The sequence below is a fragment of the Mesorhizobium sp. M4B.F.Ca.ET.058.02.1.1 genome, from assembly GCF_003952505.1.
Lineage (GTDB): Bacteria > Pseudomonadota > Alphaproteobacteria > Rhizobiales > Rhizobiaceae > Mesorhizobium.
The window spans coordinates 3,163,938-3,180,657 of sequence record NZ_CP034450.1 but is presented as its reverse complement, the minus strand read 5'-3'; the positions used below and the strand labels follow the sequence as shown (position 1 = coordinate 3,180,657).

13 protein-coding genes are annotated in these 16,720 nt (G+C 64.8%); 5 read left to right on the top strand and 8 right to left on the bottom strand.

What is annotated here, in order from left to right; all coding sequences use genetic code 11:
• Positions 1-101: 101 nt before the first annotated feature.
• The 5 genes from EJ073_RS15640 (at position 102) to EJ073_RS15620 (ending at position 5,700) form a co-directional block, all read left to right on the top strand.
• Complete coding sequence (locus EJ073_RS15640; protein WP_126056529.1) at positions 102-884, top strand: 3-hydroxybutyrate dehydrogenase; 783 nt, start codon at positions 102-104, stop codon at positions 882-884.
• 25 nt (positions 885-909) lie between these two features.
• A complete protein-coding gene (locus EJ073_RS15635; RefSeq protein WP_126056528.1) occupies positions 910-2,061 on the top strand; it encodes a patatin-like phospholipase family protein in 1,152 nt (383 codons plus the stop codon).
• Positions 2,062-2,094: 33 nt separating this feature from the next.
• Positions 2,095-3,489 (top strand): NAD(P)/FAD-dependent oxidoreductase, encoded by a 1,395-nt coding sequence (locus tag EJ073_RS15630; protein WP_245455647.1) that lies wholly within the window; start codon positions 2,095-2,097, stop codon positions 3,487-3,489.
• A 19-nt stretch (positions 3,490-3,508) separates the two neighbouring features.
• On the top strand, positions 3,509-4,855 hold the full coding sequence (locus EJ073_RS15625) for an NAD(P)/FAD-dependent oxidoreductase (RefSeq protein ID WP_126056527.1): 1,347 nt from the start codon (positions 3,509-3,511) through the stop codon (positions 4,853-4,855).
• 140 nt (positions 4,856-4,995) lie between these two features.
• Positions 4,996-5,700, top strand: coding sequence for a peroxiredoxin-like family protein (locus EJ073_RS15620; RefSeq protein ID WP_126056526.1), 705 nt, complete (start codon positions 4,996-4,998; stop codon positions 5,698-5,700).
• On the opposite strand, the gene EJ073_RS15615 is transcribed toward EJ073_RS15620, so the two are convergent.
• The 8 genes from EJ073_RS15615 to EJ073_RS15580 all read right to left on the bottom strand — a co-directional run bounded on the left by EJ073_RS15615 (position 5,684) and on the right by EJ073_RS15580 (position 16,720).
• Positions 5,684-6,589, bottom strand: a complete 906-nt coding sequence (locus EJ073_RS15615; protein WP_126056525.1) for a LysR family transcriptional regulator — start codon at positions 6,587-6,589, stop codon at positions 5,684-5,686. The two genes, EJ073_RS15620 and EJ073_RS15615, sit on opposite strands and share 17 nt — an antisense overlap.
• 386 nt (positions 6,590-6,975) lie before the next feature.
• A complete protein-coding gene (locus tag EJ073_RS15610) occupies positions 6,976-7,788 on the bottom strand; it encodes an NAD(P)-dependent oxidoreductase (protein ID WP_126056524.1) in 813 nt (270 codons plus the stop codon).
• A gap of 3 nt (positions 7,789-7,791) precedes the next feature.
• Positions 7,792-8,994 (bottom strand): pyridoxal phosphate-dependent aminotransferase, encoded by a 1,203-nt coding sequence (locus EJ073_RS15605; protein ID WP_126056523.1) that lies wholly within the window; start codon positions 8,992-8,994, stop codon positions 7,792-7,794.
• Positions 8,994-10,610, bottom strand: coding sequence for a hydantoinase B/oxoprolinase family protein (locus EJ073_RS15600; RefSeq protein WP_126056522.1), 1,617 nt, complete (start codon positions 10,608-10,610; stop codon positions 8,994-8,996). The genes EJ073_RS15605 and EJ073_RS15600 overlap by 1 nt, the downstream gene beginning before the upstream one ends.
• Positions 10,607-12,700 (bottom strand): hydantoinase/oxoprolinase family protein, encoded by a 2,094-nt coding sequence (locus tag EJ073_RS15595; protein ID WP_126056521.1) that lies wholly within the window; start codon positions 12,698-12,700, stop codon positions 10,607-10,609. The genes EJ073_RS15600 and EJ073_RS15595 overlap by 4 nt, the downstream gene beginning before the upstream one ends.
• A complete protein-coding gene (locus tag EJ073_RS15590; RefSeq protein WP_126056520.1) occupies positions 12,697-14,367 on the bottom strand; it encodes a thiamine pyrophosphate-binding protein in 1,671 nt (556 codons plus the stop codon). The genes EJ073_RS15595 and EJ073_RS15590 overlap by 4 nt, the downstream gene beginning before the upstream one ends.
• Before the next feature lie 117 nt (positions 14,368-14,484).
• Positions 14,485-15,891, bottom strand: a complete 1,407-nt coding sequence (locus tag EJ073_RS15585) for an FAD-binding oxidoreductase (protein WP_126056519.1) — start codon at positions 15,889-15,891, stop codon at positions 14,485-14,487.
• A 64-nt stretch (positions 15,892-15,955) separates the two neighbouring features.
• Positions 15,956-16,720 (bottom strand): amino acid ABC transporter ATP-binding protein, encoded by a 765-nt coding sequence (locus EJ073_RS15580; RefSeq protein ID WP_189347239.1) that lies wholly within the window; start codon positions 16,718-16,720, stop codon positions 15,956-15,958.

Below are 16,720 nucleotides of genomic sequence, written 5' to 3'. Positions count from 1 at the left end.
GCTCGCCATACTGGTCCGCAGATCCAGAGCCGGGGTGCTGCAGCCCGTCGCTCGCAACCACTGGCCATTCGCGCCCGCGGCTCAAACAAGAGGAAATGACGATGCTCAATGGAAAGACAGCACTCATCACCGGCTCGACCAGCGGCATCGGCCAAGGCATCGCCGAAGCCTTCGCGGCCAAGGGCTGCAACATCGTTCTGAACGGTTTCGGAAATGCCGGCGAGATCGAGTTGCTGCGGAAAAAACTGGCCGTCGACCACGGTGTGACCGTCCGCTATGACGGCGCTGACATGAGCAAGGGCGATGCCGTCACGGAGATGATGGACAAGGCCATCGCAGAATTCGGCGCGGTCGACATTCTGGTCAACAACGCCGGCATTCAGCATGTCGCGCCGATCGATGACTTCCCGATCGAGAGATGGGAAGCGGTCGTGGCGATCGATCTCATGTCTTCCTTCTATACGATCCGGCGTGCCCTGCAGGCGATGAAGGCGCGCAAATGGGGTCGCATAATCAACGTCGCCTCCGCGCACGCTCTGGTCGCTTCCCCCTACAAATCCGCCTACGTCGCGGCCAAGCACGGTGTCGCCGGCCTGACCAAGACGGTTGCGCTGGAAGTCGCCGAGCAGGGCATCACCGTCAACGCGGTTTGCCCCGGCTACGTGCTCACCCCGCTGGTCGAGAAGCAGATACCGGACACCGCGAGGGCGCGCGGGATCACCGAACAGCAGGTGATCAAGGATGTGCTTTTGGCCGCGCAGCCGACCAAGCAGTTCGTGACGGTGGAGCAGGTTGCTGCGCTCTGCCTGTTCCTAGCCTCGGACGAAGCGGCCTCGATCACCGGCGCAGTCATGCCGATCGAAGGCGGCTGGACCGCCCATTGAGCCGGCAACGAGGAGCGACAAGGCCATGAACAGGATCACGCGAAATCCGCCCGTCTCCGAGGCGGCACTTGAGATCGGCCCTCAGGGTGAGCCCAAACGCCAGACCGTCCTTGTCCTTCAAGGCGGTGGTGCGCTCGGGGCCTATCAGGCCGGGGTCTACCAAGCGCTCGTCGAAGGCGGCGTTGAACCGGATTGGGTCATCGGCACGTCGATCGGCGCCATCAACGCCGCGCTGATTGCCGGAAACGACCCCAGGGATCGCCTGCCGAGGCTTCAGGAGTTCTGGGACGGCGTCTGCCGGAGCAGCCCGCTCGACGAGTTTTTCCGGATGATGGTTCCGAGCAATATCTTCGCCAACATGGGCACGGTGATGCGCGGCATCCCGGGTTTCTTCGAACCGAACCCAAGCGCCATGTTCGGGCTCAATCGCGAGGTCGGCGTTGAGAATGCATCCTATTACACCACCGATCCGCTCAAAAGGACGCTGAGCAATCTGATCGACTTCGACTACCTCAACGGGCGCCACACGCGACTGACGGTCGGCGCGGTCAACGTCAACACCAGCGAACTCAAATATTTCGACACGCGTGAGATGACGTTGTCGGTGGCGCACATCATGGCGTCAGGTGCCTTGCCGCCGGCGTTTCCAGCCGTCTGCATCGACGGCGAGCCGTACTGGGACGGTGGCATCTATTCGAACACGCCGATCGAGGTGGTGCTCGACGCACGTCCGCGGCGCGACGCGCTGATCTTTGCGGTCAACATGTGGCAACCGCGCGCCACGGAGCCGAAATCGATCTGGCAAGTGATGGGGCGGCAAAAGGACCTTCAATACGCCAGCCGCGGCAAGAGCCACGTGGCCCGCCAGGAGCAGCTGCATCGGCTTCGTCACGTCGTGCGAGAAATGGGAAAGCTCGTACCCGAGGAGCGGCGCGAGGATCCCATCTTCAAGGAGTTGGCGTCCTATGGCTGCCCTTCGGTCATGCATCTTGTCCGGCTCCTTTCGCCGCGCCTCGACGGCGAGGACCACACCAAGGACATCGATTTCACCCGCTCGGGCATCCGCACCCGCTGGCAAGCAGGATACGAGCATGGGCAGCGCGTCCTCGCGGAAAAGCCGTGGGAATGCGAGGTCGACATGCTGCAGGGCATCGTCATCCACGAGTCGCAAGAGTGATGGGCGCGCGCCGAGAAGACACGGAGACCACCGATGCAGATCATCACCCCCGGCATGCGATTGATTCCGGAAGCCGTGCTTGCCAACAACGCCGCGCTGTTCCGCACGATCACGGAGACTCCCTCGCATGCGGACAAGTCCCTGCATCGCGTGGTCATTGTGGGCGGCGGCGCCGGCGGCCTGGAACTGGCGACACGGCTCGGCCGCAAGTTCGGCAAACGGCGGCTTTCCGTCACACTTGTCGATCGCAACCGCACCCATATCTGGAAGCCGCTGTTGCATGAGGTGGCGTCGGGCGCGCTGAACACTTCGCATGACGCCGTCGAATACATCGCCCATGCCAGCCGGCACCACTATCGATACCGCATAGGCGAGGTCGTCGGCATCGATCGTGCAAGGCGCCAGGTCTTCGTCGCGCCCAGCTTCGACGACGACGGCAGGCAGGTCATACCGCCGCGGGTGCTGGGCTATGACACGCTGGTGCTGGCCGTCGGCAGCGTCAGCAACGATTTCGGCACGCCGGGCGCCGCGCGCCATGCCATTTCGCTCGACACGGCTGAGCAGGCCACCCGCTTCAACAAGCGCATGATAGACGCATGCCTGCGGGCCAATGCGCAATACGAGCAACTGTCGCCCGGTCAGCTCCATTGCGTCATCGTCGGCGCCGGAGCGACCGGCGTCGAACTGGCCGCGGAACTGCACAAATCGATGCGGGAAATCGCTTCGCACAACCTCGACAACATCGACTTCGAGAAGTTGATTCGCATCACCATCGTCGAGGCCGGGCCGCGCATCCTGCCGGCGCTTCAGGAGCACATGGCGCGGGCTTCGGCACGCCTGCTCATCAAGATGGGCGTCCATGTACGCTGCGGCATCAAGGTCACCGAAGTGACCGAGGAGGGCATCAGGCTGGGCGAAAAGCTGTTTGTGCCAGCAGAGCTCGTGGTCTGGGCGGCCGGGATCAAGGCGCCGGATTTCCTGAAGACCCTCGATGGCCTCGAGACAGACCGCATCAACCGCCTGATGGTGGACGAGACCTTGCGTGCTGTAGGAGACGAGAATGTGTTCGCGATCGGCGACTGCGCGAACTGCGTCCTGCCGGGCGAAGACAATGCCTTGCCGCCTCGCGCACAGACGGCTCATCAACAGGCCGACCACCTGGTGAAGGTGGTTGCCGCGCGCCTCGCGGGACAGGCCACGCCGGCCTTCCGCTACCGCGACTACGGCTCCCTTGTCTCGCTTGCCGACTACGGTGCGTTCGGCAGCCTGATCGGCGGGCTGAAGATCGAGGGCCTGCTTGCGAGGCTCGTTTATCGCTCGCTGCACAAGATGCATCTCAAGGCGGTGCACGGCCTCGCAAAGACCGCGTTGGACTCGATCGGCGAGATGGTGGTCAGGCGCACCAGACCCCGGATCAAGCTCCACTAGGCAGGGCGGAGTCGGTTAGATGGAAAAGTATGACGTGGTCGTCCTTGGCGGCGGCAATGCAGGAATGGGCGTCACGGTCGCGACCCGCGCCGCAGGGCTTTCCGTCGCCATGATCGAGGCCCGCGACCTTGGCGGCACCTGCCCCAATCGCGGCTGCACGCCGAAGAAAGTGCTGGTTGCGGCGGCCCATGCGCTTGATGAAATCGAACGGGCCGATCGGCATGCGATCAGCATCGATTCCCCGAGGCTCGACTGGAGCGCGCTGATCGAGCGGGAAAAGGAAATGATCAGGGACATTCCGTCCCGGCTGTCCGGACTGATGGCCAAGCGAGGCGTCAATGTCATCCACGGCGAGGCCGCCTTTATCGGCAGCAACGCCATCCGCGTCGACGGGCGGGAACTCGAGGCCAGGAACATCGTCATTGCCACCGGCTCGAAGCCACGCTCGCTGCCGATCCCGGGCGCCGAGCATCTGACGACTTCCGACGATGTTTTGAACGATCCAGTGCTGCCCCGCGCCGCGGTGTTCATTGGCGGCGGCGTCATCGCCTTCGAACTTGGCCACGTCTATGCGCGCGCCGGCGTTGAGGTCACGATTCTCGAAGCGCTGCCGCATTTGCTCGGAGGTTTCGATGTCGAAGCCGTCGAACAGATCCGGGATGTGAGCGAGCGTATCGGCATAAGCATACGCACCCTGGCCTGGGTCAAGAGGATCGACGAGGCTGACGGACGGCTGCGCGTCACTTTCGTGGCGGACGGTGCCGAGTGCGCGGTGGAAGCGGACAGGGTTGTCAATTGCGCCGGGCGCGTGGCCAATGTCGAGGGCCTCGATCTTGGCGCCGCCGTTATCGTGCATCGCGAGGGCAGGATCGAAATCGACGGCCATCTGCGCTCGCGCTCCAATCCCGATGTCTACGTCTGCGGCGACGCGGTGTGGAACTCTCCGCAGCTTTCGCCGGTAGCGACCTACGAGGGCGGCATCGTTGGCCGCAACATTGTCGACGGACCGAAACATCGGCCCGACTACGATCATATCCCGGCGTGTCTCTACAGCATTCCGGCCGTGGCAAGTGTCGGACTGACCGAAGCCAAGGCGAGGGAACGGGGACTCGACGTCAGGATCCACCTCAACGATATGCAGGGCTGGCTCACGGCGAGGACCTATGCCGAGACGGTGGCGTGGTCGAAGATCATTGTCGAGGAAACGACGGGCAGGATCGTCGGCGCCCACATGGTTGGCCATGCCGGCGAAGAACTGATCCATATCTTTGCACTCGCGATGAAACACGCCATCACGGCATCGCAGCTTGCCGATATGGTCTACGGTTTCCCGACCTTCTCCGCCGATATCAGGAACATGTTGTAACGAACTGAGGTCAGGCGGCGAACAGAATACGAACCTCGCCCGCTTTGATGCGCGCAAGGCATCAAAACCATGCAAGAAAAACATGGCCGCGGCGGAGGGGCTTCGATGATAGGCTGCGTCAGATCGATGAAAGCGCAGAAATGGCCGCCGCCGACCAGCCCATGACATTTGAACAGGCCGTCCATGCAGCCGTCGAACTTGATGCGCCTCTCAACGAGCGGCTGGCGGTGATTGCCGCGGCAGTCCGACGGATCGACGCGAATTTCGCCGAGGCGGTAGACCGCCTTGTGGATCGCCTGGAGAAACAGGGAGCCGGAGCCGCGGCGCCAACTCCCGGCGATGCCATGCCGCCGTTCCTGCTGCCGGACGATGAGGGCAGGCTGGTTGGCCTGGCCGACATCCTGCTCCAGGGTCCCGCCGTGGTCACCTTTCAGCGCGGGCATTGGTGCCCCTACTGCCGGCTGAACGCGATCGGCATCGTCGAAGCCCAGCAGGAGATCGCGGCTTTGGGCGGCCAGGTCGTGGTGATCATGCCTGAGCGACGCAAATTCACCAAGGCGATGAAGGCTGCCGTTGGCGCAGGCTTCCCCTTCCTGACCGATATGGACAATGGCTACGCTCTGTCCCTCAACCTGGCGATTTGGATCGGGGCCGAGATGGAGCGCTTGATGGGCGTTGCCTACGATCTTCCAAACTACCAGGGCAACGCCAGTTGGTTCCTGCCAATCCCCGCGACTTTCATCGTCGGAACGGACGGGATCATCACCGATCGCTTTGTCGATCCTGATTACCGCCGACGAATGGACATCGACGACCTGATCGCGGCGCTCAGGCGGGCTCGCTGACGCCGAAGGGCGACCAGTCCGTCGACCTCAACAGGTTGAGCAGGGTCGCGGCCACGGGAGATCTGTGCCGCCCGGCAACCGCGTAGACGGAGACGATCCGCGAGACATCGAGATCGCGAAGCTTGAGCCGGCGCGTGTTCGGCGACCGGGGTGCCGTCAGGCAGACGAATCCTACGCCGGCGTTGGCCTCGAGCAGCGCGAGCAGATCCTGGTCGGTCTCGACTTCGTGCGCGGTTCGAGGCGTGAGGCCTTTGGCAGACAGGCCACGCGATAGCTCCTCGCTCGTCTCCCAATCGATCCGGCTGAGCACCGGTTCCGCGGCAAGCTGGTTCAACGCGACATCGGCCTCATTGCGCCGCGCGAGCGGGTGATCGGAATTCACAGCAAGTTCGATTCCCTCCTGGAAGAGCGGCCACATGTCGAGGCGATCCCAGGCTTGCCCCAGCGGGCCGGCAACGGCGAGTTCGACGTCACCATTCTTGAGCGCGTCCATGACGGCGGCCGGCGAGCCGCGGTTGATCTTGAGGTGGACGCCTGGATAGGCCCGGAAAAGCTCCGTGAAAGGCGAAACCAGCAGCGCAATATTGATGCTGTTCGAAATCGTCACGTTGAGCGGCGCGACGTCGCTGCTTTGCACGGCCTTGGCAAGCGATTTGGCGGACGTCGCCGCATCATAGCACTGCTGCAGAAGCGGCAGCATACGCCGCCCGAGTTCCGTCAGGTGCGAATGCTGGCGCTCGCGCCGAAGCAGTTCTCCACCCAATTCCTCTTCGAGCGTCTTGATCGCACGCGTGAGCGCCGGCTGCGTGACGTTGCACTCCTCGGCCGCTCTGGTGAAATTCAACGTATTCGACAGGGCCAAAAAATAGCGGACCTGCTGCATCTCCATGAACTTTCGCCCCCTCAGCGAAATCCGATTTTTCAGCCACAGCTAATTTGCGGCCATGCTATCGCAACAGGAGGCCAAGGCAAAGGCGCGCGCCGTTTCGAAGGAACTCGATCGTCCGTGATTGAACGCCAAGGTCTTTTCACTGGACGTCACAATGTTACGCAGCGCCAGCCCATCCCTTTGAAATCGCTGAAACCTTGGACAGGCAAGGCTTTCCGTCCGTTCCGGCGCTGCAAACCCCGCAGCAAACGGACAGGCGCCAATGCCCCGGCGTGTGCAAAATTGCCTTGGTGAGACGGCTTCGCGCGGCTTGCCGTCCCGAAAAGCCTTCAGTCTTTCCGGACGGCAAGATTGCGCTGATGGGGGCGTTCCTGCCCGACCGATCGCTATTCGGCCTTGTCGTCCGGATGGCCGAGTTCGCAGAACCATCCGCCGAGATATTTCACTGACGGCCTTTTTGGATCGGGAATGGCCGTTTTCGCCTCGACGGCGGCGCGGAATGGTTCGGCGCTGTCCTGCGGGATGAAGCCCAGATGGTTGGCGCCGCTGTTGTCGACCGTCTTCACCTTGTTGTCGGAAATGCCGAAGGAGATCGTGTGGCCGACGCGCGGCGCCGTCAGCGAGGCCTCGACCAGCCGCACGCAATCGGCAAAGGAGAGGTAGGACCAAAGCATGCGCCGGTCCGCCGGCTCGGGGAAGGACGAGAAGATGCGAAGGCACACCGTCTCGATGCCGAACTTGTCCCAGTAGAGCCGGCTGAGGCTCTCGACGAAATTCTTCGACACGCCATACAGGCTGTCGGGCCGCACCGGTGCGTCGACGCCGATATGCGCCTCGACCTCGTGATAGCCGATGGCATGTACCGAGGAGGCATAGATGACGCGCTTCACCCCGTGTTTCCGGGCGCCTTCATAGATGTGGTAGGAGCCGCGGATGCTGGAATCGAGGATGGTCTGCCACTCGCATTCGAGCGGCGCGCCGCCGAAGTGGACGATCGCATCGCAATCCTTGGTCGCCGCGATCGTCGCCTCCATGTCGGCGAGGTCGAAGACCGCTTCTTCCTCGTGAGCGGCAAGATCGCCAAACGGATGGCGCCCCGCCAGGCGGATGGTTTTTGCCAGCGGCACCAGCCCCTTGCGCAGCTCCGAGCCGAGGCGGCCGGCGGCGCCGGTGATCAGGATACGTTCGTAGTGCGGCATCATTTACTCCACTTGCGCGACGGCGGTGTTGATCCGCGAGATCGCCTCGCTGAGCACCTCTGCGCTGGTCGCGGTCGAGATGCGGAAATAGGGTGACAGTCCATACGCCACGCCAGGCACGGACGCCACGCGGCCTTCGTTGAGAAGATAGTCTGCCACGGCCGCGTCGTCCTCGAGCACGACGCCCTTCGGGGTCTTGCGGCCGATCAGGCTGGCGCAGCCGATATAGGCATAGAAAGCGCCGTCCGGCGGCGAAAGCGTCAGCCCGTTGATCTTGCGGATGCCGTCCACAACCAGGTTGCGACGCGCCTCGAAGGCTTGCCTGAAGCGCCCCACTTCGTCCTGCGGGCCGCTGAGCGCGGCGACTGTCGCCGCCTGCGCGATCGAGCAGACGGAAGTGCAGGACTGGCTCTGGATCGTCGACATCGCCTTGACCAGCGGCCCCGGTCCGGCCGCGTAGCCGACACGCCAGCCGGTCATCGCATAGGACTTCGATACGCCGTTGACGATCAGCGTGCGGTCCTTGAGCTCGGGACAGGCCTTGCCGAAGGACACGAATTCGCGCCCGTCGAAAAGGATGTGCTCGTAAATCTCGTCGGACAGCACGAGCACCTGCGGGTGCCTTGCCAGCACCGCCCCCAGCGCCTTGAGATCGGTTTCCGAATAGACGGCGCCGGACGGGTTGCCGGGCATGTTGAGGAACAGCCACTTCGTCCTTGGCGTGATCGCCTCTTCCAGCAGCGCCGGCGTCAGCCGGAAGCCGGTGGTCTCCGGGCATTCGACGACGACAGGCGTGCCGCCAAGCAGCTTGACCATTTCCGGATAGGAGACGAAATAGGGCGCCGGCAGGATCGCCTCGTCGCCGCCCTCCAGCGTCGCCAGCAGCGCGTTGAAGATGATCTGCTTGGCGCCATTGGCGACGACAATGTCGTCGGCCGTGGAGTCGAGACCATTTTCACGTCGGAACTTGCCGGCAATGGCTTCGCGCACCTCGGCTGTGCCGGCGGCACCGGTGTAGAGCGTCTGGCCGGCCTTCGCCGCGAAATGGGCGGCGTCGATGATGTGCGTGGGCGTCGGGAAATCCGGCTCGCCGAGCCCGAGGTCGATCACGTCGACGCCCTTGGCGCGCAGCGCCTTGGCCGCCTGCGAGGCTGCCATCGAAGCCGAGGGCTTCACCACCGACAGTCGCGAGGAAACATAGCTCATCAGTCGTTCTCCGAGATGTAACCCTTGGATCGGTCGTTCGCCCGCGCGGCGGCGTCGCGCCTGGCCGGATCGCCATAACCGCCGCCGCCCGGCAATTCCAGGATCAGCCGGCGCCCGGCCGGAACATGCTGCCAGCCCTTCGGCCGCATCATCGTGCCGTCGTCCAGCTTGACCACCCCGGCAACGCCGGGCCTGCCGCCATTGCGCCCGCGCGGCGGATGGTTGACGCGGTCGAACATGGCCGAGAAGTCGAATTCATGGCCGTCGGTCGCCTCGATCTCGATGACCTGTCCCAGGCCGCCGCGGAATTCGCCGTCGCCGCCGGAGTTCGGGCGCAGTTCCTTGCGCCAGATAACGATCGGCCCGGTATGCTCCGTCGCCTCGATCGGCATCGTGTGCACGCCCGACGGGAAGGCCGTCGCTGATAGGCCATCAAGCTCGGGGCGGGCGCCCATGCCGCCCGAGTTGAACATCAGCACCTCGGCGCGACGACCCGAACCGCCCGCGACCGGCCGCGCCGAGATGTGGATGTTCCACAGCGCACCGGCGCCTTCCGAGAGGATCTTGCCGGGAAGCGCCTGGGAAATCGCACCGAGCACGAGGTCTGGGACCATATGGCCGAAGATGTGGCGCAGCGCCACCGGCGCCGGCCGCACGGCGTTCAGGATGTTGACCGGCGACGACACAGTGAAGAAGGCCAGCGAAGCGGCATTGTTCGGAATGTCGGGCGCCACCACGCATTTCAGGGCGTAGCAGGCATAGGCCTTGCTGTAGATGATCGGACAGTTGATGCCCCAGCGGCTCATCGGGTCGGTGCCGGTGAAATCGACCTCGACATGATCATCGCGGACCGAAACCGTGGCGGCAAGCTTGACCGGCTCGTCATAGCCATCGGTCACCAGCTCGTTCGACCAGCTTCCCTTGGGCAGCGCCTTGATGCGGTCGAGCATGGCGTCGCGGGTGCGCGAGAAGATGAAGTCGCCGAGCCCATCCAGCGACGCCAGCCCGATCTCCCTCATCATGTCGACGAGGCGCCGGTGGCCGACCTCGTTGCAGGCGGCCAGCGAATAGAAGTCGCCGACCACCTGGTTCGGTTCGCGGACATTGGCGCGCAGCAACCTGACGAGGTCGAGATTGACCTTGCCCATCTCCGCGAACTTCATGATCGGGATCTGGATGCCTTCCTCGTAAACCGACTTGGCGTCGGCGCCGAAGCCGCGCCCGCCGACATCCACGACATGCGCCGTGCAGGCGAAGAACGCCACCAGCTCGCCATTCAGGAACGACGGCGACACCATGGTGATGTCGTGCAGATGGCCGGTGCCCTGCCAGGGATCGTTGGTGACGTAGGTGTCGCCCTCGAACATCTCCTCGCGCGGGATCGCGTTCATGAAATGCAGCACGGCCTCGGCCATGGTGTTGACGTGGCCAGGCGTGCCGGTGACCGCCTGCGCCAGCATCTGGCCGCGCGGGTCGAACACGCCCGCCGACAGGTCGCCGGACTCGCGCACCGAGGTCGAAAAAGCGGTGCGAAGTAGGGTAAGCGCCTGCTCCTCGACCACCGAGATCAACCGGTTCCACATCACCTGCATGCGGATTTCGCCAATGTCGCTCATGCCTGGCCGCCTTTGCGGATGAGAAGGATCGCGCCGTCGCTCTGGATGACGGCATCGAAGCTGGTGGTGATGACGGTGGAGGTCTCGCGCTCGACGATGACCGCCGGCCCGGCCACGCGATCGCCGGCGCAAAGCGTCTCACGGTCGATGATGCCATAGGTCTGCGGCGCGCCGCTCGCCGGATCGAAGACAGCCCGGGTGGTGACTGCTTCACTCGACCGCTTGCCGGCGGTAAGTTCATGCCTGGCGACGGCCGGGCGAACATCCGTCGCCTTGACCGACCAGGTGACGATCTCGATCTCCAGCCCGTCGAGCCCCTCGATGGCGCGGCCGAAGAAGCGCTGGTAGTTCGTCTCGAACAGCTCCTTCAGCCTTGCTACGGCATCGTCGCCGAACGGCTCGTCCGCCAGCGCCACGGGAATTTCCCAGCCCTGGCCGGCGTAGCGCATGAAGGCGGTGATCTCGCAGGCGATCCTGCCGCTGGCGCCGGTTCGCACGAAGCCCTCGGCCGACGCCTTGAGATCGGCGAGCAGGGCGTTGACCTCGGAAGGCGTGAACCGCGACAGCCGCGTCAGCTTAGAGGCCAGCGCCTCGTAGCCGAATGGCGCCTTCAGGAAACCGATCGCCGACCCGACGCCGGCGCCCTTGGGGACGATGCACTGGTCGATGCCGAGCTTCTCGCACAGCCTTGCCGCGTGGAGGGGCGCGGCGCCGCCGAAGGCGATCATCAGATTGTCGGAGATGTTCTTGCCGTTTTCGACGGCATGGACGCGGGCGGCATTGGCCATGTTCTCGTCCACCACTTCGCAGATGCCGAAGGCGGTCGACATCGCGTTGAGTGACAGCCGCTCGCCGACGCGCAGGATCGCCTGCTCGGAGGCAGAGGTATCGAGCTTGATCGCGCCGCCGGCGAAATTGTCAGGATCGAGCTTGCCGAGCACAAGGTCGGCGTCGGTGATCGCCGGACGCTTGCCGCCGCGGCCGTAGCAGGCCGGACCTGGCTCCGATCCGGCGCTTTCGGGCCCGGTCTGGATGCGGCCCATGGCGTCGACCCAGGCGATGGAGCCGCCGCCGGCACCGATCTCGATCATCTCGATCACGGGAATAGAGATCGGCATGCCCGATCCCTTGCAGAAGCGGTAGGTGCGCGCCACCTCGAAGGTCCTTGCCGTGCGCGGCGCATAGTCCTCGATCAGGCAGATCTTGGCGGTGGTGCCGCCCATGTCGTAGGAGACGACCTTTTCCAGGCCGAAGCGCCTTGCGATGTCGGCCGCGAAGATGGCGCCGCCGGCCGGTCCGGATTCGACCAGCCGCACCGGGAATTCCGAGGCGGTCTCCACTGAGATCAGGCCGCCGCCCGAATGGATCATGAACACCGGGCAGTCGGCGCCCATCTCCTTCAGGCGGATCTGCAGGCGGGCGAGGTAGTCGGCCATCTGCGGCCGCACATAGGCGTTGGCGCAGACCGTGTTGAAGCGCTCGAACTCGCGCATCTGCGGCGACACCTCGGCGCTGATCGAGATCGGGATGCTAAGTTTTCGCGAGAGGACTTCGCGGGCACGGCGCTCGTGGTCCGGATTGGCGTAGGCATGGATGAAGCCGATCGCCACCGAGCCGAAATTGGCCGCCGCGATCCGATCAGCGATTTCCTCCAGCGCTGCCTCGTCGAGCGGCTGCAACTCCTGGCCTTCGGCGCCGATGCGGCCCTTGACCGTGAAACGGTCCTCGCGCGGGATCAGCGGCGTCGGCAGTTGCAGGTTGAGATCATACTGTTCGAAGCGGTTCTCCGTCCGCATCTCGATCACGTCGCGGAACCCCTCGGTCGTGACCAGCGCGGTCCTCGCGCCGCGCCGCTCGATCAGCGCATTGGTCGCCAGCGTCGTGCCGTGGATGATGATGCCGATTTCGGAAGGCGAGATGCCGGCATCGCGGGTCACGATGGCGATGCCGTCTAGGATCGCCTGCTCGGGCGCCGAATAGTTGGTCAGCACCTTGGTCGAGAACAGCGTCCCCCTGATGTCTAGGGCGATGTCGGTGAAGGTGCCGCCGATGTCCGCGCCGAGACGGATGTCGTCAGTTCTGGAGGTCATGCCTTGGCCTTCTGGGAAGCGAGCGCGGCGTCGCGCATCTGGGAAAGGGTCTGCCGGGGCGTGAGCGCTTCGGGCGAAATGGCGATGTCGAGAACGGCGCCGGTCGCGGAGCTAAGCGCGCGGCCGAACGAGGCGGCGAAATCTTCCGTCGACTCTACCCGCTCGGCGTGGAAGCCATAGGCCATCGCCAGCGTCACGAAGTCCGGGTTCTCGAGCGAGGTCCCGGAAACGCGGGCCGGATAGTTGCGCTCCTGGTGCGCGCGGATGGTGCCGTAGATGCCGTTGTTGAGGATCAGCACGATCGGCTGCGCGCCCGCCTGCATGGCGGTTCCGAGTTCCTGGCAGTTCATCTGGAAGTCGCCGTCACCGGCAAAGCAGACGACCGTTCGCTGCGGAAACGCGACCTTGGCCGCGATCGCCGCCGGCAGGCCGTAACCCATCGCGCCCGACTGCGGAGCAAGCAGCCGCGCCTCCGGCCCGAACTTGAAGAACTTGTTCGGCCATACCGTGAAATTGCCGGCGCCGTTGGTGAGGATGACATCGGCCGGCAAGGTGTCGCGCAGCCAGGCGGCAACCTGCACCATGTCCACCGGGCCGGGCTGGACGGGCGCCGCGAATGTGTCTTCATAGGCCTTGCGCGCGGATGCCCGCCAGTCGGCCCAGCCGCCTTTGACCGGGGTCAGCGCCTTGGCAAAGGCGTTCGGGCCGGCATGGATGCCGATCGTCGGCACATAGATCTTGCCGATCTCGCGGTCGGAGCCATGCACATGGATCAGCTTTTGCCGCGGCACCGGTACCGACAGCAGCGTGTAGCCGTCCGTCGTCATCTCGCCGAAGCGGACATTGATAGCCAGGATCACGTCCGCTTCGCGGATCAGGTTCCTGACATGCGCTACCATGCCGACGCCGGCCTCGCCGACGAAGGCCGGCGAATGATTGTCGAACCGGTCCTGATAGCGGAAGGCCGCCACGACAGGGATGTCGGAGGCCTCGGCGAAAGCCTGCAGCGCTGTGCGTCCCTCCGCCGTCCAGTTGGTGCCACCCATCAGCAGCACCGGCCTTTCGGCTCCCGTCAGCAGCTTGAACGCCGAGGCGAGCGCTTCCGCTGACGGTGCCGGCTCGAAGATCGCGGCCGGCCTGGTGAGCGGCGCGGCCTCGGTCAGGGTGGTGAGCATGTCTTCAGGCAGCGCGATCACAACCGGGCCGGGCCGCCCGGTCAGGGCGGTGGTCCAGGCCCGCGCCACGATCTCCGGCAGACGCGAGACGTCATCGATCTCGACCGCCCATTTGGCGACCGTTCCGAACACCGCGCGGTAGTCGATCTCCTGGAAGGCCTCGCGCCCTTTCATGTCGGTGCCGACCTGGCCGACGAAGAGGATCATCGGAGAGCTGTCTTGCATGGCCGTATGCACGCCGATGCTGGCATTGGTCACGCCCGGGCCGCGCGTCACGAAGCAGATACCGGGCGAGCCCGTCAGCTTGCCATAGGCGGAGGCCATGAACGCCGCGCCGCCCTCGTTGCGGCAAAGCACGTAGTCGAGCTTGCCATGGGTGTCGTGCAGCGCGTCGAGGACGGCGAGATAGCTTTCGCCGGGAACGCCGAAGCTCTTGCTCGCGCCAAGCGCGATCAGGCACTCGACAAGAAGGTGACCGCCATTGCGGACCATGCTTCGGCATCCTCACGATTGGCGGCAAGCGGATCGAGCCTGCCTCTTCGGATCTATACCTGCACGCAGGCAGGCCGGGACGAAATCAAGAAATGCGGTCCATTCGAAAGTTTTTCTTTACAGTGGCGGGCGCACCAGAACGCCGGGGTTCATGGTGCCCTTTGGATCGAGCGCGCCCTTCAGCCGCGCCATCAGGTCCCGCTCCACCGCATCGCGATTGCGATCGGCCATGGCGATCTTGGCGCGGCCAAGCCCATGCTCGGCTGCGAAGCTGCCGCCCATCTCCGTGGCGAGCGCCGACAGTGCTTCGGCCAACCGCCCGGCCTTGCCGTCGAAATCGGCACGGCCTTCCGGCGGCGACAGATTGTAGTGGATGTTGCCGTCGCCGAGATGCCCGAACGGGTTGATCCGCACGCCGGGCAGGATGTCTTGGCAGACCCGGGCGCCCGCCTCGATGAAACGGGCGATGGCGCCCGGCGGCACCGAGATGTCATGCTTGAGCTGCTCGCCCTCCAGCCGCTGTCCCTCCGGCTGTTCCTCGCGCAGTCGCCAGAACTGGGCCCGGTGCGCGCCCGATGTCGCCAGCGCGCCGTCGAGCACCAGGCCTTGCTCCATGCCCCATTCCAGCGCCGAGTTCAGGATTCCGTCCAGGGGAACCCGAGGCGAACCCGAAGCCAGCTCGACGAGCAGATAGACGTCGCCCCTTGTCTCCAACTGGTAGGTGAGATCGGGAACATGCTTGAGCGCCAGCTCCAGGCCGAGATCGCAGAAGAATTCGAGCCCGGTGAGGAATTCGCCGGCCTCGCCGCGCAGGAAAGCGCCGAAGGAGACGGCGGCGGCAAAGTCGGGCAGGACCAGGAGCGCGCCCGCCTGCTGTTTTGGCGTCGGGTAGAGCCTGAGCCCCGCGCGCGTCACGATGCCGAGCGTGCCTTCCGCGCCGCAGAACAGTTTGCGCAGCTGATAGCCGGCATTGTCCTTCTGCACCGCGCGCAGCCCGTCCCACACCACCCCGTCCGGGGTCACGAGCTCGAGCCCGAGCACCAGGTCCTGCATCATGCCGTAGCGGAATGCGAGGCTGCCGCCGGCATTGGTGCCGATCAGGCCGCCGATCCTGGCGCTGCCTTCCGCTCCGAGATGCATCGGGAACATCAGGCCGTGCGGCTCCAGCGCCTCGTGTAGCGCGGCGAGCACGACGCCCGCCTCGACGATGATCGAGCCGCTGTCGAGGTCCGGTTTGCCGATCGCCGCCATGCGCGACAGCGAGACGATCACCGCGTTGGGCTGCTCCGCGACGGCGCCGCCGCAAAGCCCGGTGTTGCCGCCTTGCGGCACCACCGCCAGCCCAGCCTCCCGACACACGTTGACCACCGCAGCCACTTCGGCGGTGCTCGCCGGTCTGGCGACGCCAAGCGGTGGCACGCCGTAACGGTTGAGCCAGTCGCGCTGGTAGGGCTCGGAATCGCTGCCCGAAAGCCAGCCTTTCGGCCCGAGAATCTCGCTCAGCACGGCGGTGGGATCAGTCATCGAAATACCCGGGAGATAGCTGGCGGCGTGCAGCTGCGGAACGTTGCATCTTCCCGAATGCCGTTCAATGACCCAGCACTTGCGACAGGAACTGCCGCGTGCGCTCGTTCTCGGAGCCGGCGAAGAATTGCTCCGGCGGCGCCTGCTCGACGATCTCGCCGGCGTCCATGAAGATCACCCGGTCGGCGACCCGGCGCGCGAAGCCCATCTCATGCGTGACGCAGATCATCGTCATGCCTTCGGAGGCGAGCGTGACCATGACGTCCAGCACTTCGGAGATCATTTCCGGATCGAGCGCCGAGGTCGGCTCGTCGAACAGCATGATCTGCGGCTGCATGCAAAGGGCACGCGCGATCGCCACCCGCTGCTGCTGGCCGCCGGAGAGCTGGCCGGGAAACTTCATCGCCTGCTCGGGGATGCGGACCTTCTCCAGATAGCGCCGTGCGGTCGCCTCGACCTCCGCGCGCGCATGCTTGCGCACGATCATCGGCGCAAGCATGCAGTTCTCCAGCACCGTCATATGCGGGAACAGGTTGAAGTGCTGGAACACCATGCCGACCTCCCGCCTGATCTCGTCGATGTTGCCGACATCGTCGTTGAGTTCGGTGCCGAGCACGGTGATGCGGCCGCCATTGTGCTGCTCGAGCCGGTTGATGCAGCGGATCATGGTGGACTTGCCGGAGCCGGAGGGACCGCAGACGACGATCCTCTCTCCCTGCCCCACGGAAAGATCTATGTTCCGCAGCGCGTGGAAGGCTCCGTAATATTTGTCGAGGTTCTCGATGCGGACCGCGGGCCCGCCGGATTCATCCGAATTGCCTATGGTCAT

Coding starts and splice junctions, on each gene's coding strand:
- EJ073_RS15610 (WP_126056524.1), bottom strand. CDS start 7,788: ATGCCGCACTACGAACGTATCCTGATCACCGGCGCCGCCGGCCGCCTC.
- EJ073_RS15615 (WP_126056525.1), bottom strand. CDS start 6,589: ATGGAGATGCAGCAGGTCCGCTATTTTTTGGCCCTGTCGAATACGTTG.
- EJ073_RS15605 (WP_126056523.1), bottom strand. CDS start 8,994: ATGAGCTATGTTTCCTCGCGACTGTCGGTGGTGAAGCCCTCGGCTTCG.
- EJ073_RS15595 (WP_126056521.1), bottom strand. CDS start 12,700: ATGACCTCCAGAACTGACGACATCCGTCTCGGCGCGGACATCGGCGGC.
- EJ073_RS15630 (WP_245455647.1), top strand. CDS start 2,095: ATGCAGATCATCACCCCCGGCATGCGATTGATTCCGGAAGCCGTGCTT.
- EJ073_RS15590 (WP_126056520.1), bottom strand. CDS start 14,367: ATGGTCCGCAATGGCGGTCACCTTCTTGTCGAGTGCCTGATCGCGCTT.
- EJ073_RS15625 (WP_126056527.1), top strand. CDS start 3,509: ATGGAAAAGTATGACGTGGTCGTCCTTGGCGGCGGCAATGCAGGAATG.
- EJ073_RS15600 (WP_126056522.1), bottom strand. CDS start 10,610: ATGAGCGACATTGGCGAAATCCGCATGCAGGTGATGTGGAACCGGTTG.
- EJ073_RS15580 (WP_189347239.1), bottom strand. CDS start 16,720: ATGACCATAGGCAATTCGGATGAATCCGGCGGGCCCGCGGTCCGCATC.
- EJ073_RS15635 (WP_126056528.1), top strand. CDS start 910: ATGAACAGGATCACGCGAAATCCGCCCGTCTCCGAGGCGGCACTTGAG.
- EJ073_RS15620 (WP_126056526.1), top strand. CDS start 4,996: ATGGCCGCCGCCGACCAGCCCATGACATTTGAACAGGCCGTCCATGCA.
- EJ073_RS15585 (WP_126056519.1), bottom strand. CDS start 15,891: ATGACTGATCCCACCGCCGTGCTGAGCGAGATTCTCGGGCCGAAAGGC.
- EJ073_RS15640 (WP_126056529.1), top strand. CDS start 102: ATGCTCAATGGAAAGACAGCACTCATCACCGGCTCGACCAGCGGCATC.